The following is a 17,592-nucleotide window of genomic DNA, read 5'->3' as shown; positions in this document are numbered from 1 at the left end:
CTGCCGCTTTTCTGCCGCTTTCCCACAGGCAATACCAATCACCTGTAGGAGCGACGCTTGCCCGCGAAAGCGGTGTGTCAGTCAAGGATGATGTTGTCTGACACACCGCTTTCGCGGGCAAGCCTCGCTCCTACAGGTGATGCGACGTCTATGAGGATCAGGCACAAAAAAAAACGGGAGCCCTCTGAGGACTCCCGTTTTTTTATGCCTGACGCTTTTGCATCACTTCGCCTTGTAAATGATCCCCGGGCTGCACTGGACCATTTGGTAATGATCCGGCAAACCGTTCAACGCTTCGGACGCGCCAAGGAACAGATAACCGCCCGGCTTCAGCGTGCTGTGGATGCGCAACAGGATGTCTTTCTTCACCTCGGCGGAGAAGTAGATCAGCACGTTGCGGCAGAACACGATGTCGAACTTGCCCAGGCTTGCGTAGCTGTCCAGCAGGTTGAACGAGCGAAATTCCACCCGGCTCTTGATCGGTGCCTTGATGGCCCAGCGTCCCGGCCCTTTGGGGTCGAAGTAACGCTGAAGGCGCTCGGGCGACAGACCGCGGCCGATAGCCAGGCTATCGTACTCGCCGGTTTTACAGTTGGTCAGCATGGTGCCGGACAGGTCCGTGGCAACGATCTGCGCGCCCATCTTCAACTGGCCCATGTTGACCCGCTCGAACTCATCGATGGACATCGACAGCGAGTACGGTTCCTGGCCCGACGAACACGCCGCCGACCAGATCCGCAGGCGCTGGCCGGGGGCTGCCTTGATCGCTTCGGGCAATACCTTGTTCTTCAAGACTTCAAACGGATAGGTGTCACGAAACCACAGGGTTTCGTTGGTGGTCATGGCATCCACCACCATCTCGCGCAAACCGCTGCGCGGCTGGGTCTGGATGCGCTGAACCAGCTCACCCAGCGATTTGATGCCCTGCTGTTCCATCAGTTTGTTGAGACGGCTCGAGACCAGGTATTGCTTGTTTTCACCGAGCAAAATGCCACAGGCTTTTTCCAGGAAGACCCGAAACTGTTCGAAATCCAAATTACCCGTAGACAATGATGCGGCCTCTTAAATCGTGTTGACCGCCAGGGGCAAAGCGCCCCTAGCTGATATCTGCTGCTTTGATCCGGTCGACTACCCGGGATGCCAGGTCATCAGGGCGGAACTTGGCCAGGAAGTCATCGGCACCGACCTTCTTGACCATCGCCTGATTGAATACACCCGACAACGAAGTGTGCAGGATGATATGCAGCTTTTGCATGCGCGGGTCGTTGCGGATCTCGGCCGTCAGGGTGTACCCGTCCATCTCCGGCATCTCGATGTCGGAAATCATCATCAGGAACTCGTTTTCCGGCTTCTTGCCCTCATCGACCAGCTTGCGCAGGTAATCCAGCGCTTGCCGACCATCGTTCAACGCCACCACTTCGACGCCGACGGTTTGCAGGCAACGGGTCACCTGCTTGCGCGCCACCGATGAGTCATCGACCGTCAGCACGCGCAAGGACAACGCCTTGTGCTGAGTCTCGACATCCACCACGCCCACCGAAATCGCTTCCGGTGTCGGTGCCACTTCCGCCAGCACCTTCTCGACGTCGATGATTTCGACTAACTGATTGTCGACCCGAGTCACAGCCGTCAGGTAGTGATCGCGCCCCGTGCCCTTGGGTGGCGGATGAATCTCCTCCCAGTTCATGTTGACGATGCGCTCCACCGACCGAACCAGGAAACCCTGGGTCTTGGTGTTGTACTCCGTGATGATCACGAAGGGATTGCTCTGATCTTTCAGCGCTCCGGAACCGGTTGCCATCGCCAGATCCAGAATCGGAATGGTCGCCCCCCGAATATTTGCCACACCGCACACGACAGGACTGGACTTGGGCATCAGGGTCAGCTTGGGGCATTGCAGCACCTCACGAACCTTGAATACGTTGATCCCATACAGCTGCTGGCCGTCGAGACGGAACAACAACAGCTCAAGGCGATTCTGCCCTACCAGTTGCGTGCGCTGGTTCACCGAATCCATTACACCAGCCATGCCCAGACTCCTACACCAACGCTAAGTGTGTTGCGACGCACATTCATCACTAAACGGCACGGCGCTTGCTTTTTAACTCTTATGAACACAGAACCGACATTTTTCCGACACCTGACTTCAACCTGTCGCAGATTACTCTGCGCGATGTCGGCCGCTTGCCTGTTCAACGCTGGCAGCCCTGCCCTTGCTGACGCGGTTACCTTGCCTGACATGCTTATCGGCGTCACTCAGGGCTTTCTTGAATTCACCGTAGAAGACTATCTGGCCACGAGTCAAACGCAAGGACGCTACGAGATCGAGGTCAACCAGCTCGATCCGCGCCTGCGCATGCCAATGTGCGACAAGGAATTGACAGCCACCCTCGAGAGCCCGGCGAGGCCTCTGGGCCGGGTCACGGTCAAGGTTCGCTGCGAGGGCGCCTCCCCCTGGACCGTCTTCGTACCCGCTCAAGTACGGCTGTTTCGCGACATCGTGACCACCACTCGTCCGCTCAAGCGCACAGGGATTATCGAACCTCAGGACGTGACCCTGCGTGAGCGCGATATCAGCCTGATAAATCAGGGTTTTCTGACCTCCGTCGATCAGGCGATCGGACAAAAACTTACCCGACCAATGGTCGCCGATCAGACCATAACCCTGGTGCACCTCGAACAGGCGGAAGTGATTCGCAAGGGCGATCAGGTGGTGATTACCGCCCGCAGTGGTACGCTCAGTGTACGTATGCCGGGTGAAGCGCTGTCCAACGGCGGCATGAGCGAACAGATTCGGGTGAAAAACCTGAACTCCCAGCGGGTCATCAAGGCACAAGTCACCGCGCCTGGCCAGGTGGAAGTTTCTATGTAAGCGACCCTGACGGGATCTCTGTTCGTGAAGATATGGCGCTGCCCGAGGCTGTTCCCTAAACTGTGCCGCATGCGCAAGATGCGCTGGCGCATGCTCGCTCATTGATAAATGGGCCTAAAGTTTTCACAGGGAGAGCCGAAAACATGGCAAGCGTCCAAATATCCAGAGGTTTTTTGTCATGGTCATCGATTTCAGTCGTTTAAACAGCTCCTCGTCACTTACGGGCAGTACACGTACCAGCGCCGCGAAGGAAACCGCCGAAGCCGGCCAATCCGCGCCGCTGAATACCCCGGCCGAACAGGCCAGTACCACCAAAAGCGGGGAATCGGTACACCTCAGCAATGAGGCTCAACAGTTGCAGAAGGTCACTGACAAGCTGCGCGATCAACCTGCCGTCGACAAAGCCCGCGTGGCCGAGTTGAAAGCAGCGATTGCCGATGGCAGCTATAAAGTCGACAGCAACCGTGTAGCCAGCAAACTGCTCAACTTCGAAGCCCAGCGCTAGGCCACGGCCCGCGCCAGGCTTTTGGACGCTTAAAACCCAAGGCCAGCCATGCACGACACTAATTTACTGCAACTGATCATCGACGACTTTGCCCCGGCGCAACACCTGCTGGAGCTGCTGCAAACCGAGTCCCTCGCGCTGCACGGTCGCGACATGCCACTGCTTGAAGAGATTCTGGCGCAGAAACAGGCATTGATCATTTTGCTTGAGCAGCATGGCCGCAAGCGCAGTGAAATCCTCGCCAGCCTCAACCTGCCGACCAATCGCCAGGGCCTGGAGCAACTTGCCAGCCATTCGAGCATCGGCGATCAGTTGCTGGCGCAGAGCGACGTGCTGACCGACCTCCTTGCTCAGTGCCAGGCCGCCAACGTTAACAATGGCCAGTCGATTCTGGTGCAGCAGGCCGCCACGGCCAATCAGCTGAAAATTCTCACCGGCGGCGAGCCACCAGCGCTCTACGATGCCCGCGGTTCAACCTCCAAACTCGCAAAACCACGCCCGCTCAGTCAGGCTTGAGCCTTTCAATGAGCACGCTCTATCAAGACGCGAAACATGCTGGCAGAATGCTAGCCAGTAGTCATATTTGTCTGGAGATTGATGCCCCGTGTTCAATGCCTTAAGCGCGGAAGATGCTCCGCAGCCACCCAAGGTGCTCACCACGCCCCTGGAAATCTCCGGCAATCTGCGTCAGCTGCAAGACAGCCATGACCCGCTGATCATCACGTTCCACGAGCGCAGCCAGCGCTTCCAGAGTTATCTGGTGGACGTCGACCGTGACAGCAACATGATCGCCCTGGACGAAATGATCCCGCGCGATGGCGAGCGCTTTCTGCTGGCCGGCGAACCGTTCAAGGTCGAAGGCTTTCACGACGGTGTGCGCATCGCCTGGGAAAGCAATGGCCCGCTGACCATCGACGAATCCGGCGATGGCCGCTGCTACCGGGGCGCGCTGCCCGATGAGGTGGTTTACCACCAGCGCCGCAATGCTTTTCGCGCTGCGTTGAAGCTGGCGCAACTGGTCGGTGTCGATCTGGGTGGCGACAAGCTCAAGTCGCCCGTCAAGGGCAAACTGCTGGACATCTCTGCCACCGGCTGCAAGTTGCGTTTCGAGGGCGACATCACCGCCAGCCTGCAACTGGGCCAGGTCTACGACCGCTTCGTCGCCGCCCTGCCCTTCGGCAGCATGACGGCACCGGTCGAACTGCGTTACCTGCACTTCGAAGAGAAGATCAACACCACCTTCGCCGGCGTGCGTTTTCACAACATGAGCGGCCTGGTGCAGCGCCAGGTCGAGCGGTTCGTCTATCAGCTTCAGCGCGAAGCGCGGCGCTTCGATAAAGACGACTTCTGATACGCCTCTCCCATAAAAAACGGGCAGTCCCTTGCGGTGACTGCCCGTTTTTTTATGCCTTGATCAAGGCCTCGCTTCGGTAAAGCTTTGCTCGCGACCCGTGTCCGGGTCTTCTGATTCCGAATCTGTTTCAGCTTCGATTTCGGGCTCGGCATCCGGATTGAAATCAGTATCCGGAGTGACCGGGTTCTGCATCTGATCCTGCACCACCTGCTCATCGACTCGCGGGTCCAGGCAAGCGACCAGTGGCGAACTCGACATACTGTCTGGCATGGCCACGTGATGCAGCGGAGCATCGTCCACCTGATGCAGGTTGGTAACCGCTTTCGGGCGAATTCGCCACACCAGCACCAACGCAAAGAAGCTGAAGAAGGCATAGAGCATCTGACTGCCGAACAGCTTCATCAACACCCCGGCCACCAGTGGTCCGATACTCGCGCCGACACCGTAGGTCACCAGCAGCATCGCCGTCAGCGACACCCGGCGATCACCCTCTACGTGGTCGTTGGAGAACGCCACCGCCAACGGGTACAGACAGAACTGCACCAACGAACAGAAAAACCCGGCGATGAACAGCACCTCCAGCGGCACCTTCTGCATGATCGCCAGCGGCAACGCAGCCAGTGCCAGGCTGAACGCGAAACAACGGATCAACAGCGCCCGATCATAGCGGTCCGATAGCCAACCCAACGGCCATTGCACCACCAGGCCGGCAAAAATGCAGCTACCCATGAACAGACCGACCTGCTCGGTGGACAACCCTTGCTGCGAGGCATACAGCGGCGCCAGACCGTAGAACGAACCGACGATCAATCCCGACCCCAACACCGTACTCAGTGATTGCGGCACACGCTTGATGAAGAACCGTGGCTCCATCGGTGCCGGGTGCAGAGGCGCCGGGTGAATCCGCCGTGTCAGGGCCACTGGCACCAGGCACAGGGCGAAACACAGTGCGACCAGCATCAGCAGTTCCAGACCCAGGCCCGGGTGCATGACCAGAATCAGCTGGCCCAACACCAACCCCAGGTACGAGGCGATCATGTAGCCGCTGAACACCACCCCACGTTTATTGGCTTCTGCCTGCTCATTGAGCCAGCTTTCGATCACCATGTATTGGCACATCATGCCCAGGCCGACAATCACTCGCAGAAACAGCCACGCGGGTAGCCAGTCGACCAGACCATGACCCAGCACCGCCGCGCCGACGATCCCGGCGCAGGCTGAATAAGCCCGAATATGCCCGACCCGGGCGATCAGCCGATGGCCGATCTTGCCGCCCAGCACCAGGCCGAAATAGTTGGCCGCCATCAACGCACCGACCCACAGACTGTCGACGTTATCGGCCGCCAGGCGCAGGGCAAGATAAGTACTCAACAGGCCCGAGCCGATCAACATCATCAGCGAGGCAAAATAAAGCCCCCGAAAAGATTTCAAGATTTGGCGCATCGGCGTTCCGAGCGGCTCCTTGCAGTGAGTATCGGGCTATCGACAAAAACGATAGCCCGACGGCGACGGATCGTCAGGCCTGGGCTGCTAGAACACGCCGTTCCCAGGGAGTAATTTCATCAAAGAAGCTGGTCAACTCCATGGTCTTCGAAGCGATGTAGCCTTCGATGAATTCCTTGCCGAACAGTTCCTTCGCCAATTGGCTACGTTTCAGACGTTCAAGAGCGGCATGCAAGGTACACGGCAACGAAAGATTATCCGGCACAACGATTTCACCCTGGATCGGCTCGCTTGGCTCCAGTTTCTTTTCGATGCCATACAACCCCGCGGCCAGGCTCGCGGCAATCGCCAGATACGGGTTGGCATCGGCCCCCGGCAAGCGGTTTTCGACCCGACGAGCGACCGGTGAACTGGCCGGAATGCGCAGCCCGGCGGCGCGATTGTCGTGGGACCAGCAGGCATTGTTCGGCGACGCGTAAGGATGGCACAGGCGCTGATAGGAGTTCACGTTCGGCGCAAACAGCGCGGTGAAATCCGCCAGGCCGGCCTGCTGACCACCGATGAAATGACGGAAGGTCGCGGTCGGCTCGCCGGCCTTGTCGCTGAACACGTTACGCCCGCTGCCGATCTCGACGATGCTCTGGTGGATATGCATCGAACTGCCCGGCGTGTGCGCCAACGGCTTGGCCATGCAGACCACCGTCAGGCCATGCTTGAGCGCCACTTCTTTGAGCAGATGCTTGAACAATAAGGTCTGGTCGGCCAACAGTAGCGGATCGCCGTGCAGCAGGTTGATCTCGAACTGGCTGACGCCCATCTCGTGCATGAAGGTATCGCGCGGCAAGCCCAGCGCCGCCATGCATTCATAGACTTCATTGAAGAACGGCCGCAAGCCGTTATTGGAGCTGATGCTGAACGCCGAATGACCGTCCTCGCGACGACCGTCCATGCCCAGTGGTGGCTGGAAGGGTTGCGTCGGGTCAGGGTTGGGCGCGAAGACGAAGAACTCCAGTTCGGTCGCTACCACCGGCGCCAGACCGAGAGCGGCGTATCGAGCGATCACGGCCTTGAGTTGGCCACGGGTCGACAGTGGCGAACTCTCGCCAGTCAGCTCGTGCGCATCACAAATGGCCAGCGCGCGAGGCTGCGAGCTCCAGGGCAAACGGTGGATCTGCACGGGATCAGGCACCAGCGCCAGGTCGCCATCATCGCTGCCATAAAAGCGCGCCGGCGGATAACCGCCCATGATGCATTGCAGCAGTACCCCCCGCGCCAACTGCAAACGCCGCCCTTCAAGAAACCCTTCGGCGGTCATCACCTTGCCGCGTGGTACGCCGTTCAGGTCCGGCGTGACACATTCAATCTCATCAATGCCCGTCAATCGCTGCGCGAGTGAACGATGGCCATCGGTTGTCATGACGCAATCCTTGTTGTTGTACGAGCCGCGAACGGCGACTCGTACAAAATAGGCTCCGGCTGTTCGGAATATCAAGCAGCGTCAAACAAAAAGGCGCAATCCTCTACTAACAGCCGAATCGCCATGGGCAACACGGCCCTCGTAGGAGCTGCCGAAGGCTGCGATCTTTTGATCTTTGCCTTTAAAAACAAGATCAAAAGATCGCAGCCTTCGGCAGCTCCTACGGTCAGTATTCCAAGTCAGAAACGGCGTACGCAGGAGTTATTGTTCAGGCGAGATACAGGCTGAACACGCCGCCGCCCAATGGGCCGCCATTGCTGATTTCGGTGCGTCCACCCACGCCATTGCGCTGGTGCAAAGCGGCAATCCGCCCGGCAAAGTACAACCCCAGGCCAGTACTGCCACTGCTGTGGTTGATGCCCTGCACGTAATCGGCCTGACGCTCGATCATCTCGGGCGGATAACCCTCGCCATCGTCATTGATGGTCAGTACCAGTTGCCCGGCCTCATCGCTGACGCTGATCAACAAGGCATGACGGGCGTAACGAATGGCGTTGTTGATGCTGTTGGCGAGCACCGAGGCAACCAGCTCCCGGTCGAAGAAACCCAGTGGACTCAACGGGTCCACTTCATAGGTCGCAATGATGCCGCGGCTGGCGAATACTTCTTGATGAGCCGCCAGTTGCGCCTCAATGAAATCATCCAGCTCATGGTAGGCCGGCTGCAACGGCATCTGGTTGACGCCGAGTTTGTACAGCCCCAGCAACTGCACCAGCATGCCATTGAGGTGGGCGAACTCGAAGTCGATCACGCCCTGCTCCGGGGTGTGTCGCTCGGGATCGGGCAAACGCGCCAGCCATTGGCTGTGCGCCTGCATCAGCATGGCCAGTGAGTTCTTCATATCGTGGACGGTGGAGGCAATCACCGTGGAAAAGTCGAGTGACGGTTCGTTGTCGATCATTCGCCGAACGCCTTGATTTTCAGTTTCTGGTAGCGCGGATAACGCGCGTCGGTATCGGGCATCAGGCCGACGGTTTTCAGGCAGGCGCGGCATTCTTCCAGCTCGGCCGACGGCACGCTGGTATCGGTGCCATGCAGCAACGACTGCGCCATGTTCAGGGCAATACTGATGTTCTTCGGCTGCAGCGCCAGGGCTTTGCGGAACACATCCCGGGCCTCCACCAGATTGCCGGTCTTGTACACCCGCACGCCCTGACGGTTGAGGTCGGCGGCCGCGTTGCCCGAGTTGAGAATCGTCGGGTCGTCGGTCAGCTTGGCGATGCCTTTCATCACGGTCGGATCGTCGCCGTAGATCTCCGCACAGTTTTTCAGCATCGAAGCGCCGGCACTCGCCTGCCCGAGCATTTGCAGCTGCTTGGCGACCAGCAGCGCCGCTTCGGCGCTCATGAACTGCTCCATGCCATCGAGGCGCATCATTGCCTGCTCGGTGAGCTTCTCGGCGGTTTCGGCATCGTTGAGCAGCAGGCTGGTGGCTTTCATCAGACGCGCACGAATCTGCAAGCCAGGATCGGAAGGGTTCTCCTTCGCCACCGCACTCAGCGTGGTATTGATTTCCAGCCGGGTCCGAGTGTCCAGCCCCTTTTCACTGCCTTTGCTGATCAAGGCGTGGGCCAGGCCGAGGTTGCTTTCCGCATCCTTGAAACGTGACTGCGCCCCTTGGGCCACAGCCTGACGATAGGCTTTTGAGGCCGTGTCGAAATCCTCGTTGGCCATCGCCAGCTTGCCCAACAACGCTTGTCGGCGCACCGCCAGTGGCGACAGGCGAATGGCCTCTTCCAAGACTCTCTGCGCCCCCTTGGTGTCGCCTTCGGCGACCAGCACATCGGCCATGCCGTCGTAGAGGGCCGGCATCATCGGGAAGACTTTCAGGGCTTTCTCATAAACACCCTTGGCCTGGCTGACCTGACCGCGTTTGAACAGCAACTGACCCAACCCGGCAAACGCCCACGGCAATGGCCGATCAGCAATGATGCTGTCGTACAGACGCTCCAGCGCTTCGTTCTGATTCAAGTCGCGCAACGCATCGGCGCGGTAACGCAGGCACAGCGGCGAATAACGAATGTCCTGTTTGCACAGGGCGATACAGGCATTGAGCACTTCAACCGGTTTGCCCCGGTCAAGGGCTTGCAGGATCGGTTTGAGCAAGGTCTTGCGCTGTTCCAGTCGCTCCAGGCGCTGAGCCAGGCCGGAACGGTTGAACGGCTTGGTCAGGTAAGCATCAGGCTCGTGCTCCAGCGCGCTGAGCACCATGGCCTGGCTGGTTTCGGCGGTGACCATGACAAACACACTTTCATGGCTGATCAGCTTCTCGATCATCAGGTCTTCCAGCACCTGCTGACCGTTCTTCTTGCCGTCGCCCAAGTGAAAGTCCTGGAGAATAAAGTCGTAGGACTTCTGCGAGCACATGCGCAGCGCCTGTTCACCGGTATCGGCGGTGTCGACCTCCTTGACGCCCAGCTCCCGCAGCATGGACCTGACGGAACTGCGGAAATCCGAGAAATCATCGACGATCAGAAAACTCTTTTGGTGATACGACAGCATCGAAGATTTCCAGGCAATTTAAGAAGAACAACCCAAAGACAAACCACACGGGCGCATGCAGCTTCGCGGCCCTTTTTTGGCGCGCAGATGATAGCGAGAGGCCATAGGCTATCAAGCGATTTCGCATAAACCCGTGATGACAATTGCCGGCCGCCAGAAGTAAAAATGACAACGACTGTTCGGGTTATCGGCCAGTAGTCGCGTTCCCTTGAAGCAGCGGGAGTGCAATTGCGCATTTGCTGTCAAAAACTTATATAGGGCCCTAAACGCACGCTAAATAATTGAAGGTGTTATTGAAAAACGGGATTATCCTGTTTTATGACCCGCGTTTTTTATACCCGCTTGCATGCAAAGCGTTTTACATCGCCAGCAAAGGCAGAATGAAATGACCACCACCTCCAAGCCTTCGGCCACGGCTCCCGAGCGACAGGCCTTGAGTCCCAGCACCCTGGACTTTCCGGTGGTAGGCATCGGGGCGTCGGCAGGCGGGCTCCAGGCCATTAAATTGTTCTTCCAGAACATGCCTAATGACAACGGCATGGCGTTTGTGATCATTCTTCATCTGTCGCCCGACCACCAAAGCATCGCTGACAAGATCATCCAGGAATCGACCCGGATGCCGGTCCTGCAGGTCACCGAAACCGTGCCGATCGAGAAAAACCGGGTATACGTCATCTCACCAGCGCAGCGGCTGACGATGAATGACGGCAACCTTGAGGTCAGTGACAACGACCCGCAGCTGGGACGCCACGCCTCGATCGATCTGTTCTTCCGCGATCTGGCCCAAGTGCACCGCGAGCGCGCCTTCTGCCTGGTGCTCTCGGGCACCGGCTCCGACGGCGCGGTCGGCTTGTCGCGCATCAAGGAACAGGGCGGTATCACCCTGGCCCAGGTGCCGGAAGATGCCGAGTTCGACGGCATGCCCCGAGCGGCCATCGAGACTGGTATGGTCGATCTGGTGTTACCCGTGGTGGAAATGCCGCAAAAACTGCTGGACCTGTGGCACAACTCCCGGGAAATCACTTTACCCGCCGCCAATGACCCGGAACTTCAAACCCTCGCCCCCAGGACCGAGCGCGATGCAGCGTTCGCCGAACAAATGCTCCACGACATCCTGATCCAGTTGCGCACGGGCACCGGGCATGACTTCAAGCACTATAAACGCGCGACGGTATTGCGGCGGATCGAGCGCCGCATGCAGGTCACTGCCCAGCCAGATCTGGGGGCTTATTACCGCTACCTGCAAGACAACCCCGAAGAAACCAAAGCGCTGCTGGCGGACATGCTGATCGGTGTGACCAACTTCTTCCGCGATCGCGAAGCCTTCGAAGCGCTGGAGCGCGATATCGTGCCGCAATTGGTCAAGGCCGCGGTGTCGGCGCAACCTGAGAAAGAGGAGATTCGGGTGTGGTCGGCCGGCTGCTCTACCGGCGAAGAAGCCTACAGCCTGGCGATGCTGGTCAACGATCAGCTGCAATTGGAGGCCAGCCAGGCCTCGCTGCAGGTTTTCGCCACCGACATCGACGAACGCGCCATCAGCTTCGGCCGGGCGGGTCTGTACCCGCAAGCCATCGTCACCGATGTGCCACCAACGCGGCTACGGCATTATTTCGTCAAGGAAAGTGAACACTTTCGGATTCGCAAGGAAATCCGCGAAAAGGTGTTGTTCGCCAAACACAGCCTGTTGTCTGACCCGCCCTTTTCACAAATCGACCTGATTGTTTGCCGTAACTTGTTGATCTATCTGGATCGCGAGGTACAGCGCGAAATTCTTCAGATGTTCCACTTTGCATTGCGGCCCGGCGGTTTTCTATTCCTGGGTTCTTCCGAAAGCGCAGAGGCTTGTTATGAGCTATTCACGCCGGTGGACAAACGCAACCGGATCTTCCGCGCCAAGACCGGCACCACCAATAGCCGTCGCACACCCACCGTGCCGCGCGGCGGTTATGTGCGCACCAACACTTCCCTTCAGGCCCCCCAAAATGCAGTGCAGAGAAAGCTGTCTTTCGCCGACATCCACCTGCGCGCCCTCGAACGCGCGGCTCCACCGAGCATAATCGTCGATGCCAACGCCGACATCTTGCACATGAGCGAAGGTGCCGGGCGTTTCCTTCGGCATGTGGGCGGTGAATTGTCACGCAATCTGCTGACGCTGATTCTTCCGGAACTGCGCCTGGAAATCCGCACCTCGCTGTTTCAGGCCCATCAGAACGGCATCGCCGTCAAATCCCGCGAGGTGCCGTTCAAGCGCGAAGACCGGCGTTATAACGTCAGCCTGCAAGTGCAGCCCTACAAGGATGAAGAGTCGGATGGCGAGTTCGTCCTGGTGATTTTCGAGGAAGTCGAAGTCGATCCTTCTCAGAAGGCCACGACCCAACTGCAAACCGAGAGCCAGGTACTGTCCAACCTGGAGCGTGAACTGCAGCGCACCAAGCTGCATTTGCAAGACACCATTGAACAATCGGAAATTTCCAGTGAAGAACTGAAAGCTTCCAACGAAGAAATGCAGGCGATCAACGAAGAACTGCGCTCGGCCACCGAAGAGCTGGAAACCAGCAAGGAAGAGCTGCAATCGATCAACGAAGAGTTGCTGACAGTCAACTACGAGCTAAAAACCAAAGTCGAAGAAACCGACAAGATCAATGACTACCTGACCAATCTGATCGCCTCCACCGACATTGCCACGGTCTTTGTCGACCGCAGCATGCGGATCAAGTGGTTCACCCCGCGCGCCACCGACATTTTCAGCATGTTGCCGATGGATACCGGCCGTTCCCTGCTCGATATCACGCATCGTCTGCACTACGACGACCTGGCGAGTGATGCCGCACTGGTGTTCGAATCATTGAACATGATCGAACGGGAAGTCAGCAGCACCGACAACCGCTGGTACATCGCCCGCCTGCTGCCCTACCGCTCCAGCGAAGACCATATCGACGGCACCGTGCTGACGTTCATCGATATCACCAAACGCCGCGCGGCCGAAGAAGAACTGCGCCTGGGCGAAGAACGCATGCGCCTGGTGGCCGAAAGCACCCGCGACTACGCGATCATCACCCTCGATGAACAGGGCGTGATCACCAGCTGGAACAAAGGCGCCGAGGTGATCTTCGGCTACAGCAAGGCCGAGGCCGAAGGCGCTTATTACGACTTCATTTTTTCCGCCGAGGACCGCGCCTCTGGCGTGCCCGAAACCGAACTGCTGGGGGCACGCACCCAGGGCCGTTCCGAAGATGAACGCTGGCACCTGCGCAAGGATGGCAGCCGCTTCTATTGCAGCGGCGAAGTAACCCTGCTCACCGGTGATCACCTTCAGGGCTACGTGAAAATCGCCCGGGACCTGACCGGTCACAAACGCCAGCATGAAGAGCAAAGCCAACAACTGGCCGAGACGCTGAACACCAATTACCTCAAGGATGAGTTCTTCGCGGTCATGTCCCACGAACTCAAACACCCGCTGAACCTGATCCAGCTCAATGCCGAACTGCTCAGGCGTATGCCGGTGACCAAGTCGGTGGCACCGGCCGCCAAAGCGGTCAACACCATCTGCGATGCCGTCAGCAGCCAGGCGCGGATCATCGATGATCTGCTGGACGTCGCCCGTGTCCGTACCGGCAAGCTGAAGTTGAAGCCGATCGCCGTGGATCTGGCCGGTGTGCTGCGCGATATTTACCACGTCGTCCTCAATGATCAACACAGCACCACCGTCGACTTGCAAGTACCGTCGGAGCCGTTGCTGGTCCATGCCGATCCGACGCGCCTGGAACAGATCATCTGGAACCTGGTGAACAATGCACTGAAATTCACCCCACCCAATGGCCACGTGCAATTGATCGCGAGCAAGGCCGGGAACATGGCGCGGCTCGACGTCAAAGACAACGGCACCGGCATTGCGGCCGAGAACCTTGAACACGTATTCGACCTGTTCGGGCAGGCTGAGACACAGCACACCAACCACCAACGTGAGGGGCTGGGCATCGGCTTGTCACTGGTCCGTCAATTGACAGAAGCACAACGAGGGACGGTTGAGGTGAGTTCTCCGGGCATCGGGGCGGGCTGTACCTTCAGCGTTTACTTGCCGCTGGCCAACGTCGAAGGTGACACGCAAGCTGCGCCCCCGATCGACGAGGCGTCAGGAAGATTGAGCGGCTTGACGATCCTGCTGGTCGACGACTCTGCCGAGGTGCTGGAAACCTTGAAGATGCTACTGGAAATGGAAGACGCCGAAGTCATTGCTTTCGATCGTCCGGTGGCGGCTCTGGACGCGGCGAAGAGCACCCGTTTCGACCTGATCATTTCGGATTTGGGCATGCCGGTCATGAACGGCCATGAGCTGATGAATGCACTGCGTCAGTTGCCGCTCGCCAAGGATGTGCCAGCCATTGCCCTGACCGGTTATGGCTCCAGCAGCGACGTAAAAAAGGCCCGTCAATCGGGCTTTAACCAGCACATTGGAAAACCGGTTTCCTACGATGACTTGATCGCAACCATCGAGACCCTGCGCCAGCCACAGACCTGAGGGGCCGGTAATGGCTCAACGTAAATAGGTGCGTTGCACGCAGACGCGCCGGTCGATTGCCTGCCTCAGACGCTCCTTGTGGTCTGCCCAGACCTTGGGATCGACCTTGGGCGCACGCATGAGGTCCAACATGGCCGCTTTGGCGGCCAGATATTCCTTCCATGCGTCGTCGCAGCTGAGCTTGAAACGCTCATATTCGCTCATTTCCATCCGCCGCAGCGCCAGCACCGACTCATCGGTGATGACCGGGCCTAGCGTCAACTGCACCCGATGCGGTGCGACGAACCCCTGCGTGTCCGCCACAATATCCCTGGCGCGCCGAGCGCCCCACTGTAACGCCGCGCAGTAAGACTCATCGCGATCCCTGTCGTGAAACTCCTCACACAGCATGATCCCATGATCATCGTAAATACCAATGAACACCTGGGTGACCCCCTCATGGCTCACCCGCGCCCGCACTTCCACCTGCATCCCGTCGCTAAGCACTTCTTCATGGATGTGTAGAGGTAACCGGTTATCGGTCCATAACCAGAACTGCGCGCCTCTGTGTCGCATTGCCGGGCTCCTTGTGGAGTGAGCAGTAAGGCACAGCAATGACTGACTTTCCATGTAGGTCGTCGGGTGGTTCGGGCACCAAAAAAACCGCCGGAGGAATTGCCCTGACAGGGCTTTTTTAACAGCTGACGCTGCAATTCGAAGATGTCCCAGCACTGGGTATGACGCAGCCAGCCCATGCCGCATAAGGGTTTCAGCTCATTTGAGCCACACCCGTGTTGAGTGTCTGCAGCCTTTTCGCCAAAAACAGATCGACATAATATTGACACCAAAACATCCACTTGTCGGAATATTGGCACATCGTACTGTTACCTTCGCTTAACACCTTTACAAAGCCTGAGCCCACAACTAAACACACATCAAACTGATATCAGGAAAGGCCGTATCCCTGAGTCGGTGCTACCCCAAAACACGGCCTCACCCAGCCTTTCTCCAGGAGTCCCTTCCCTATGGGCACTCTCAGTCGATCGCGTGCCATGTGCAGCGCAACCCCAGCTGGCGGACGATGTCCGGCGGCCGCCTCGCACCGCTCCTGAACAACCTGAGCAGTGCAAGAACGGGACTTCGTCCTGTTAGCAGTCCCCAACGATTCTAAAAATAAAAAACTGGCACTCTCGGGAGAAAGACATGGCTACCACCACAACGACCAGCGGCGGCACCGTTACTTCGCTTTCCAACACGCCGCAGGCGCAGGACGACATTTTCACTACCGGAGTTACTGGCACGGGCACCGCGACCATCACCGAAGACCTGCTCGGGGTCATGTACCTGAACGTCATGTCCAATGACCTCGGCGGCAGCGCAAAGACACTGTGGTCACTCGATAACGCGACCAGTCTGTCGACTGCCACCAAGGTTTATGCACCGGCCGACCTCCTGATCCAGGACACGGGCAGAATTGAGGCGACGAGTACTGACACCAGTTTCAACGGGGCAAAGATCTGGATTACGGCGGATGGCAAAGTCGGCTATGACGCCGCTACGTTGTCGACGACTTTCAAGGCACAACTTCAGTCGCTTGCTGCTGGAGGATCCCTGACGGACAGCTTTACCTATGCGATTCGCCTCGGCAACGGCACGCTCAGTTGGGCCACCGCGCAGGTGCAGTTCGCGGGTGTGAATGACAGTGTGACGATGAACATCGGCGTGCAGGCCGGCACGGTCACCGAAGATGCGACCACCACGTCGAGCCCGACCGACTCGCTGAGCACGACAGGCACAATCGCCTTTAGCGACGTAGACCTGAGTGACACGCACACCGCCTCTTTCGTCGCGGCGGGAGGCAATGCCACAGCGCTGGGCAACTTCGCCCTTGCCCCCGTGACTGAAGCGGCCAACGCCGCCGACGGCACCGTTAACTGGACTTACACCCTGAATAATGCGGCAGCCCAATACCTGGCCCAGGGGCAGACTGCTACTGAAACCTATGTGGTCACCATCAGTGACGGGCACGGCTCGTCGACCACGCAGAATGTAACCATCACCATCACCGGCACCAACGACCAGGTGCAAATCACCAGCGGCGTGCAGACCGGCGATGCCGGAGAAGACAGCGGCGACTACGCGGCCAGCGGCAGCATCACCTTCACCGACGTCGACCTGATCGACACCCATAGCGTCACTGTCACACCGGGCGCTTCCGGCTATCTGGGTAGCTTCACCACCAATCCCCTGAGCGACAGCACCGGTACGGGCAGTGGTTCGCTAGGCTGGAACTTCGCGGTGGACAACGCCGCCCTGCAGTTCCTCGGCGAAGGCCAGAGCGTCACCCAAACCTATAACGTCGCGATTGGCGACGGCGCGGTTCAGACCGTGACCATTACCCTCACTGGCACCAACGACCAACCGACGCTGACGATTGTCGACAGCACCGGCGCGATGAGCGAAGGCAACGGCACGGCTACCCTGAGCGACAGCGGCGCCTTGAGCTTTGCCGATCTGGACAGCATCGACACCGTGACCGTGTCGCAGACTGCCAACGGCGACATCGCCTGGAGCGGTGGCACGCTCAATGCGAGCGTGGCCTCGGCATTGGTGGCCGGTTTCTCGGTCGATCAGAACAGCTGGGACTACAGCAGCAATCAAAACCTCGACTTCCTCGCTGCGGGTGAAACCATCACCTTCTCGTATGCGGTGGTCGCCACCGACGACAGCGGCGCGGCTAACGCTGCTTCGGCGGAGCAGACTGTCACCATCACTATCACCGGCACTAACGATGCGCCCGTGCTCAGTTTCGCGACAGGTAACGATGCCGGCGCGGTGCAGGAAGACACCACGCTTAGCGTCAACGGCCAGTTCAGTTCGGCCGACATCGATCATGCCGCCACCGCCACCTGGAGCATTGCCGGTACGAATACCGGCACCT

At 58.6% G+C, this 17,592-nt stretch carries 13 protein-coding genes; 6 read left to right on the top strand and 7 right to left on the bottom strand.

The features are described from left to right. Positions 1-222: 222 nt before the first annotated feature. Together cheR and NHU87_RS12120 are read right to left on the bottom strand one after the other, a co-directional pair. Positions 223-1,050 (bottom strand): protein-glutamate O-methyltransferase CheR, encoded by an 828-nt coding sequence (gene cheR / locus NHU87_RS12125; RefSeq protein ID WP_253548566.1) that lies wholly within the window; start codon positions 1,048-1,050, stop codon positions 223-225. Between the two features lie 46 nt (positions 1,051-1,096). Then, positions 1,097-2,029, bottom strand: coding sequence for a chemotaxis protein CheV (locus tag NHU87_RS12120; RefSeq protein ID WP_253548563.1), 933 nt, complete (start codon positions 2,027-2,029; stop codon positions 1,097-1,099). An 81-nt stretch (positions 2,030-2,110) separates the two neighbouring features. Here NHU87_RS12120 and flgA point away from each other — a divergent pair, with 81 nt between their 5' ends. From flgA to NHU87_RS12100, 4 genes are all read left to right on the top strand, one after another. Next, positions 2,111-2,872: a flagellar basal body P-ring formation chaperone FlgA gene (gene flgA / locus NHU87_RS12115; protein WP_253548561.1), complete on the top strand. Its 762-nt coding sequence runs from the start codon at positions 2,111-2,113 to the stop codon at positions 2,870-2,872. A gap of 178 nt (positions 2,873-3,050) precedes the next feature. Beyond that, on the top strand, positions 3,051-3,377 hold the full coding sequence (gene flgM / locus NHU87_RS12110) for a flagellar biosynthesis anti-sigma factor FlgM (RefSeq protein ID WP_105346318.1): 327 nt from the start codon (positions 3,051-3,053) through the stop codon (positions 3,375-3,377). A 48-nt stretch (positions 3,378-3,425) separates the two neighbouring features. Further along, positions 3,426-3,893, top strand: a complete 468-nt coding sequence (locus NHU87_RS12105) for a flagella synthesis protein FlgN (RefSeq protein WP_008071798.1) — start codon at positions 3,426-3,428, stop codon at positions 3,891-3,893. An 88-nt stretch (positions 3,894-3,981) separates the two neighbouring features. Further along, complete coding sequence (locus NHU87_RS12100; protein WP_253548559.1) at positions 3,982-4,728, top strand: flagellar brake protein; 747 nt, start codon at positions 3,982-3,984, stop codon at positions 4,726-4,728. 63 nt (positions 4,729-4,791) lie between these two features. On the opposite strand, the gene NHU87_RS12095 is transcribed toward NHU87_RS12100, so the two are convergent. The 4 genes from NHU87_RS12095 to NHU87_RS12080 all read right to left on the bottom strand — a co-directional run bounded on the left by NHU87_RS12095 (position 4,792) and on the right by NHU87_RS12080 (position 10,153). After that, a complete protein-coding gene (locus tag NHU87_RS12095) occupies positions 4,792-6,174 on the bottom strand; it encodes an MFS transporter (protein WP_253548557.1) in 1,383 nt (460 codons plus the stop codon). A 73-nt stretch (positions 6,175-6,247) separates the two neighbouring features. Beyond that, positions 6,248-7,489, bottom strand: coding sequence for a glutamine synthetase family protein (locus tag NHU87_RS12090; RefSeq protein ID WP_253548955.1), 1,242 nt, complete (start codon positions 7,487-7,489; stop codon positions 6,248-6,250). Positions 7,490-7,859: 370 nt separating this feature from the next. Next, positions 7,860-8,552 (bottom strand): sensor histidine kinase, encoded by a 693-nt coding sequence (locus tag NHU87_RS12085; protein ID WP_253548555.1) that lies wholly within the window; start codon positions 8,550-8,552, stop codon positions 7,860-7,862. After that, on the bottom strand, positions 8,549-10,153 hold the full coding sequence (locus NHU87_RS12080; RefSeq protein ID WP_253548553.1) for a tetratricopeptide repeat-containing response regulator: 1,605 nt from the start codon (positions 10,151-10,153) through the stop codon (positions 8,549-8,551). Before NHU87_RS12080 ends, NHU87_RS12085 begins: the two co-directional genes overlap by 4 nt. Positions 10,154-10,538: 385 nt before the next feature. Here NHU87_RS12080 and NHU87_RS12075 point away from each other — a divergent pair, with 385 nt between their 5' ends. After that, positions 10,539-14,672 carry a CheR family methyltransferase gene (locus tag NHU87_RS12075; RefSeq protein WP_253548551.1) on the top strand — a complete coding sequence of 1,378 codons (4,134 nt, stop codon included), beginning with the start codon at positions 10,539-10,541 and terminating at the stop codon, positions 14,670-14,672. A 15-nt stretch (positions 14,673-14,687) separates the two neighbouring features. Here NHU87_RS12075 and NHU87_RS12070 read toward each other — a convergent pair whose 3' ends face one another. Continuing rightward, positions 14,688-15,227, bottom strand: a complete 540-nt coding sequence (locus NHU87_RS12070) for a hypothetical protein (RefSeq protein ID WP_253548549.1) — start codon at positions 15,225-15,227, stop codon at positions 14,688-14,690. Positions 15,228-15,854: 627 nt separating this feature from the next. Between NHU87_RS12070 and NHU87_RS12065 the strand changes: the two genes are divergently transcribed. Beyond that, on the top strand, positions 15,855-17,592 hold a 1,738-nt coding region (locus NHU87_RS12065; RefSeq protein WP_253548547.1), incomplete at its 3' end, for a VCBS domain-containing protein.

Source organism: Pseudomonas mandelii, from assembly GCF_024138395.1.
Classification (GTDB): Bacteria; Pseudomonadota; Gammaproteobacteria; order Pseudomonadales; family Pseudomonadaceae; genus Aquipseudomonas; species Aquipseudomonas mandelii_E.
Note: the sequence above shows the minus strand (reverse complement) of the source record. Positions and strands in the feature narration are given on the sequence as shown.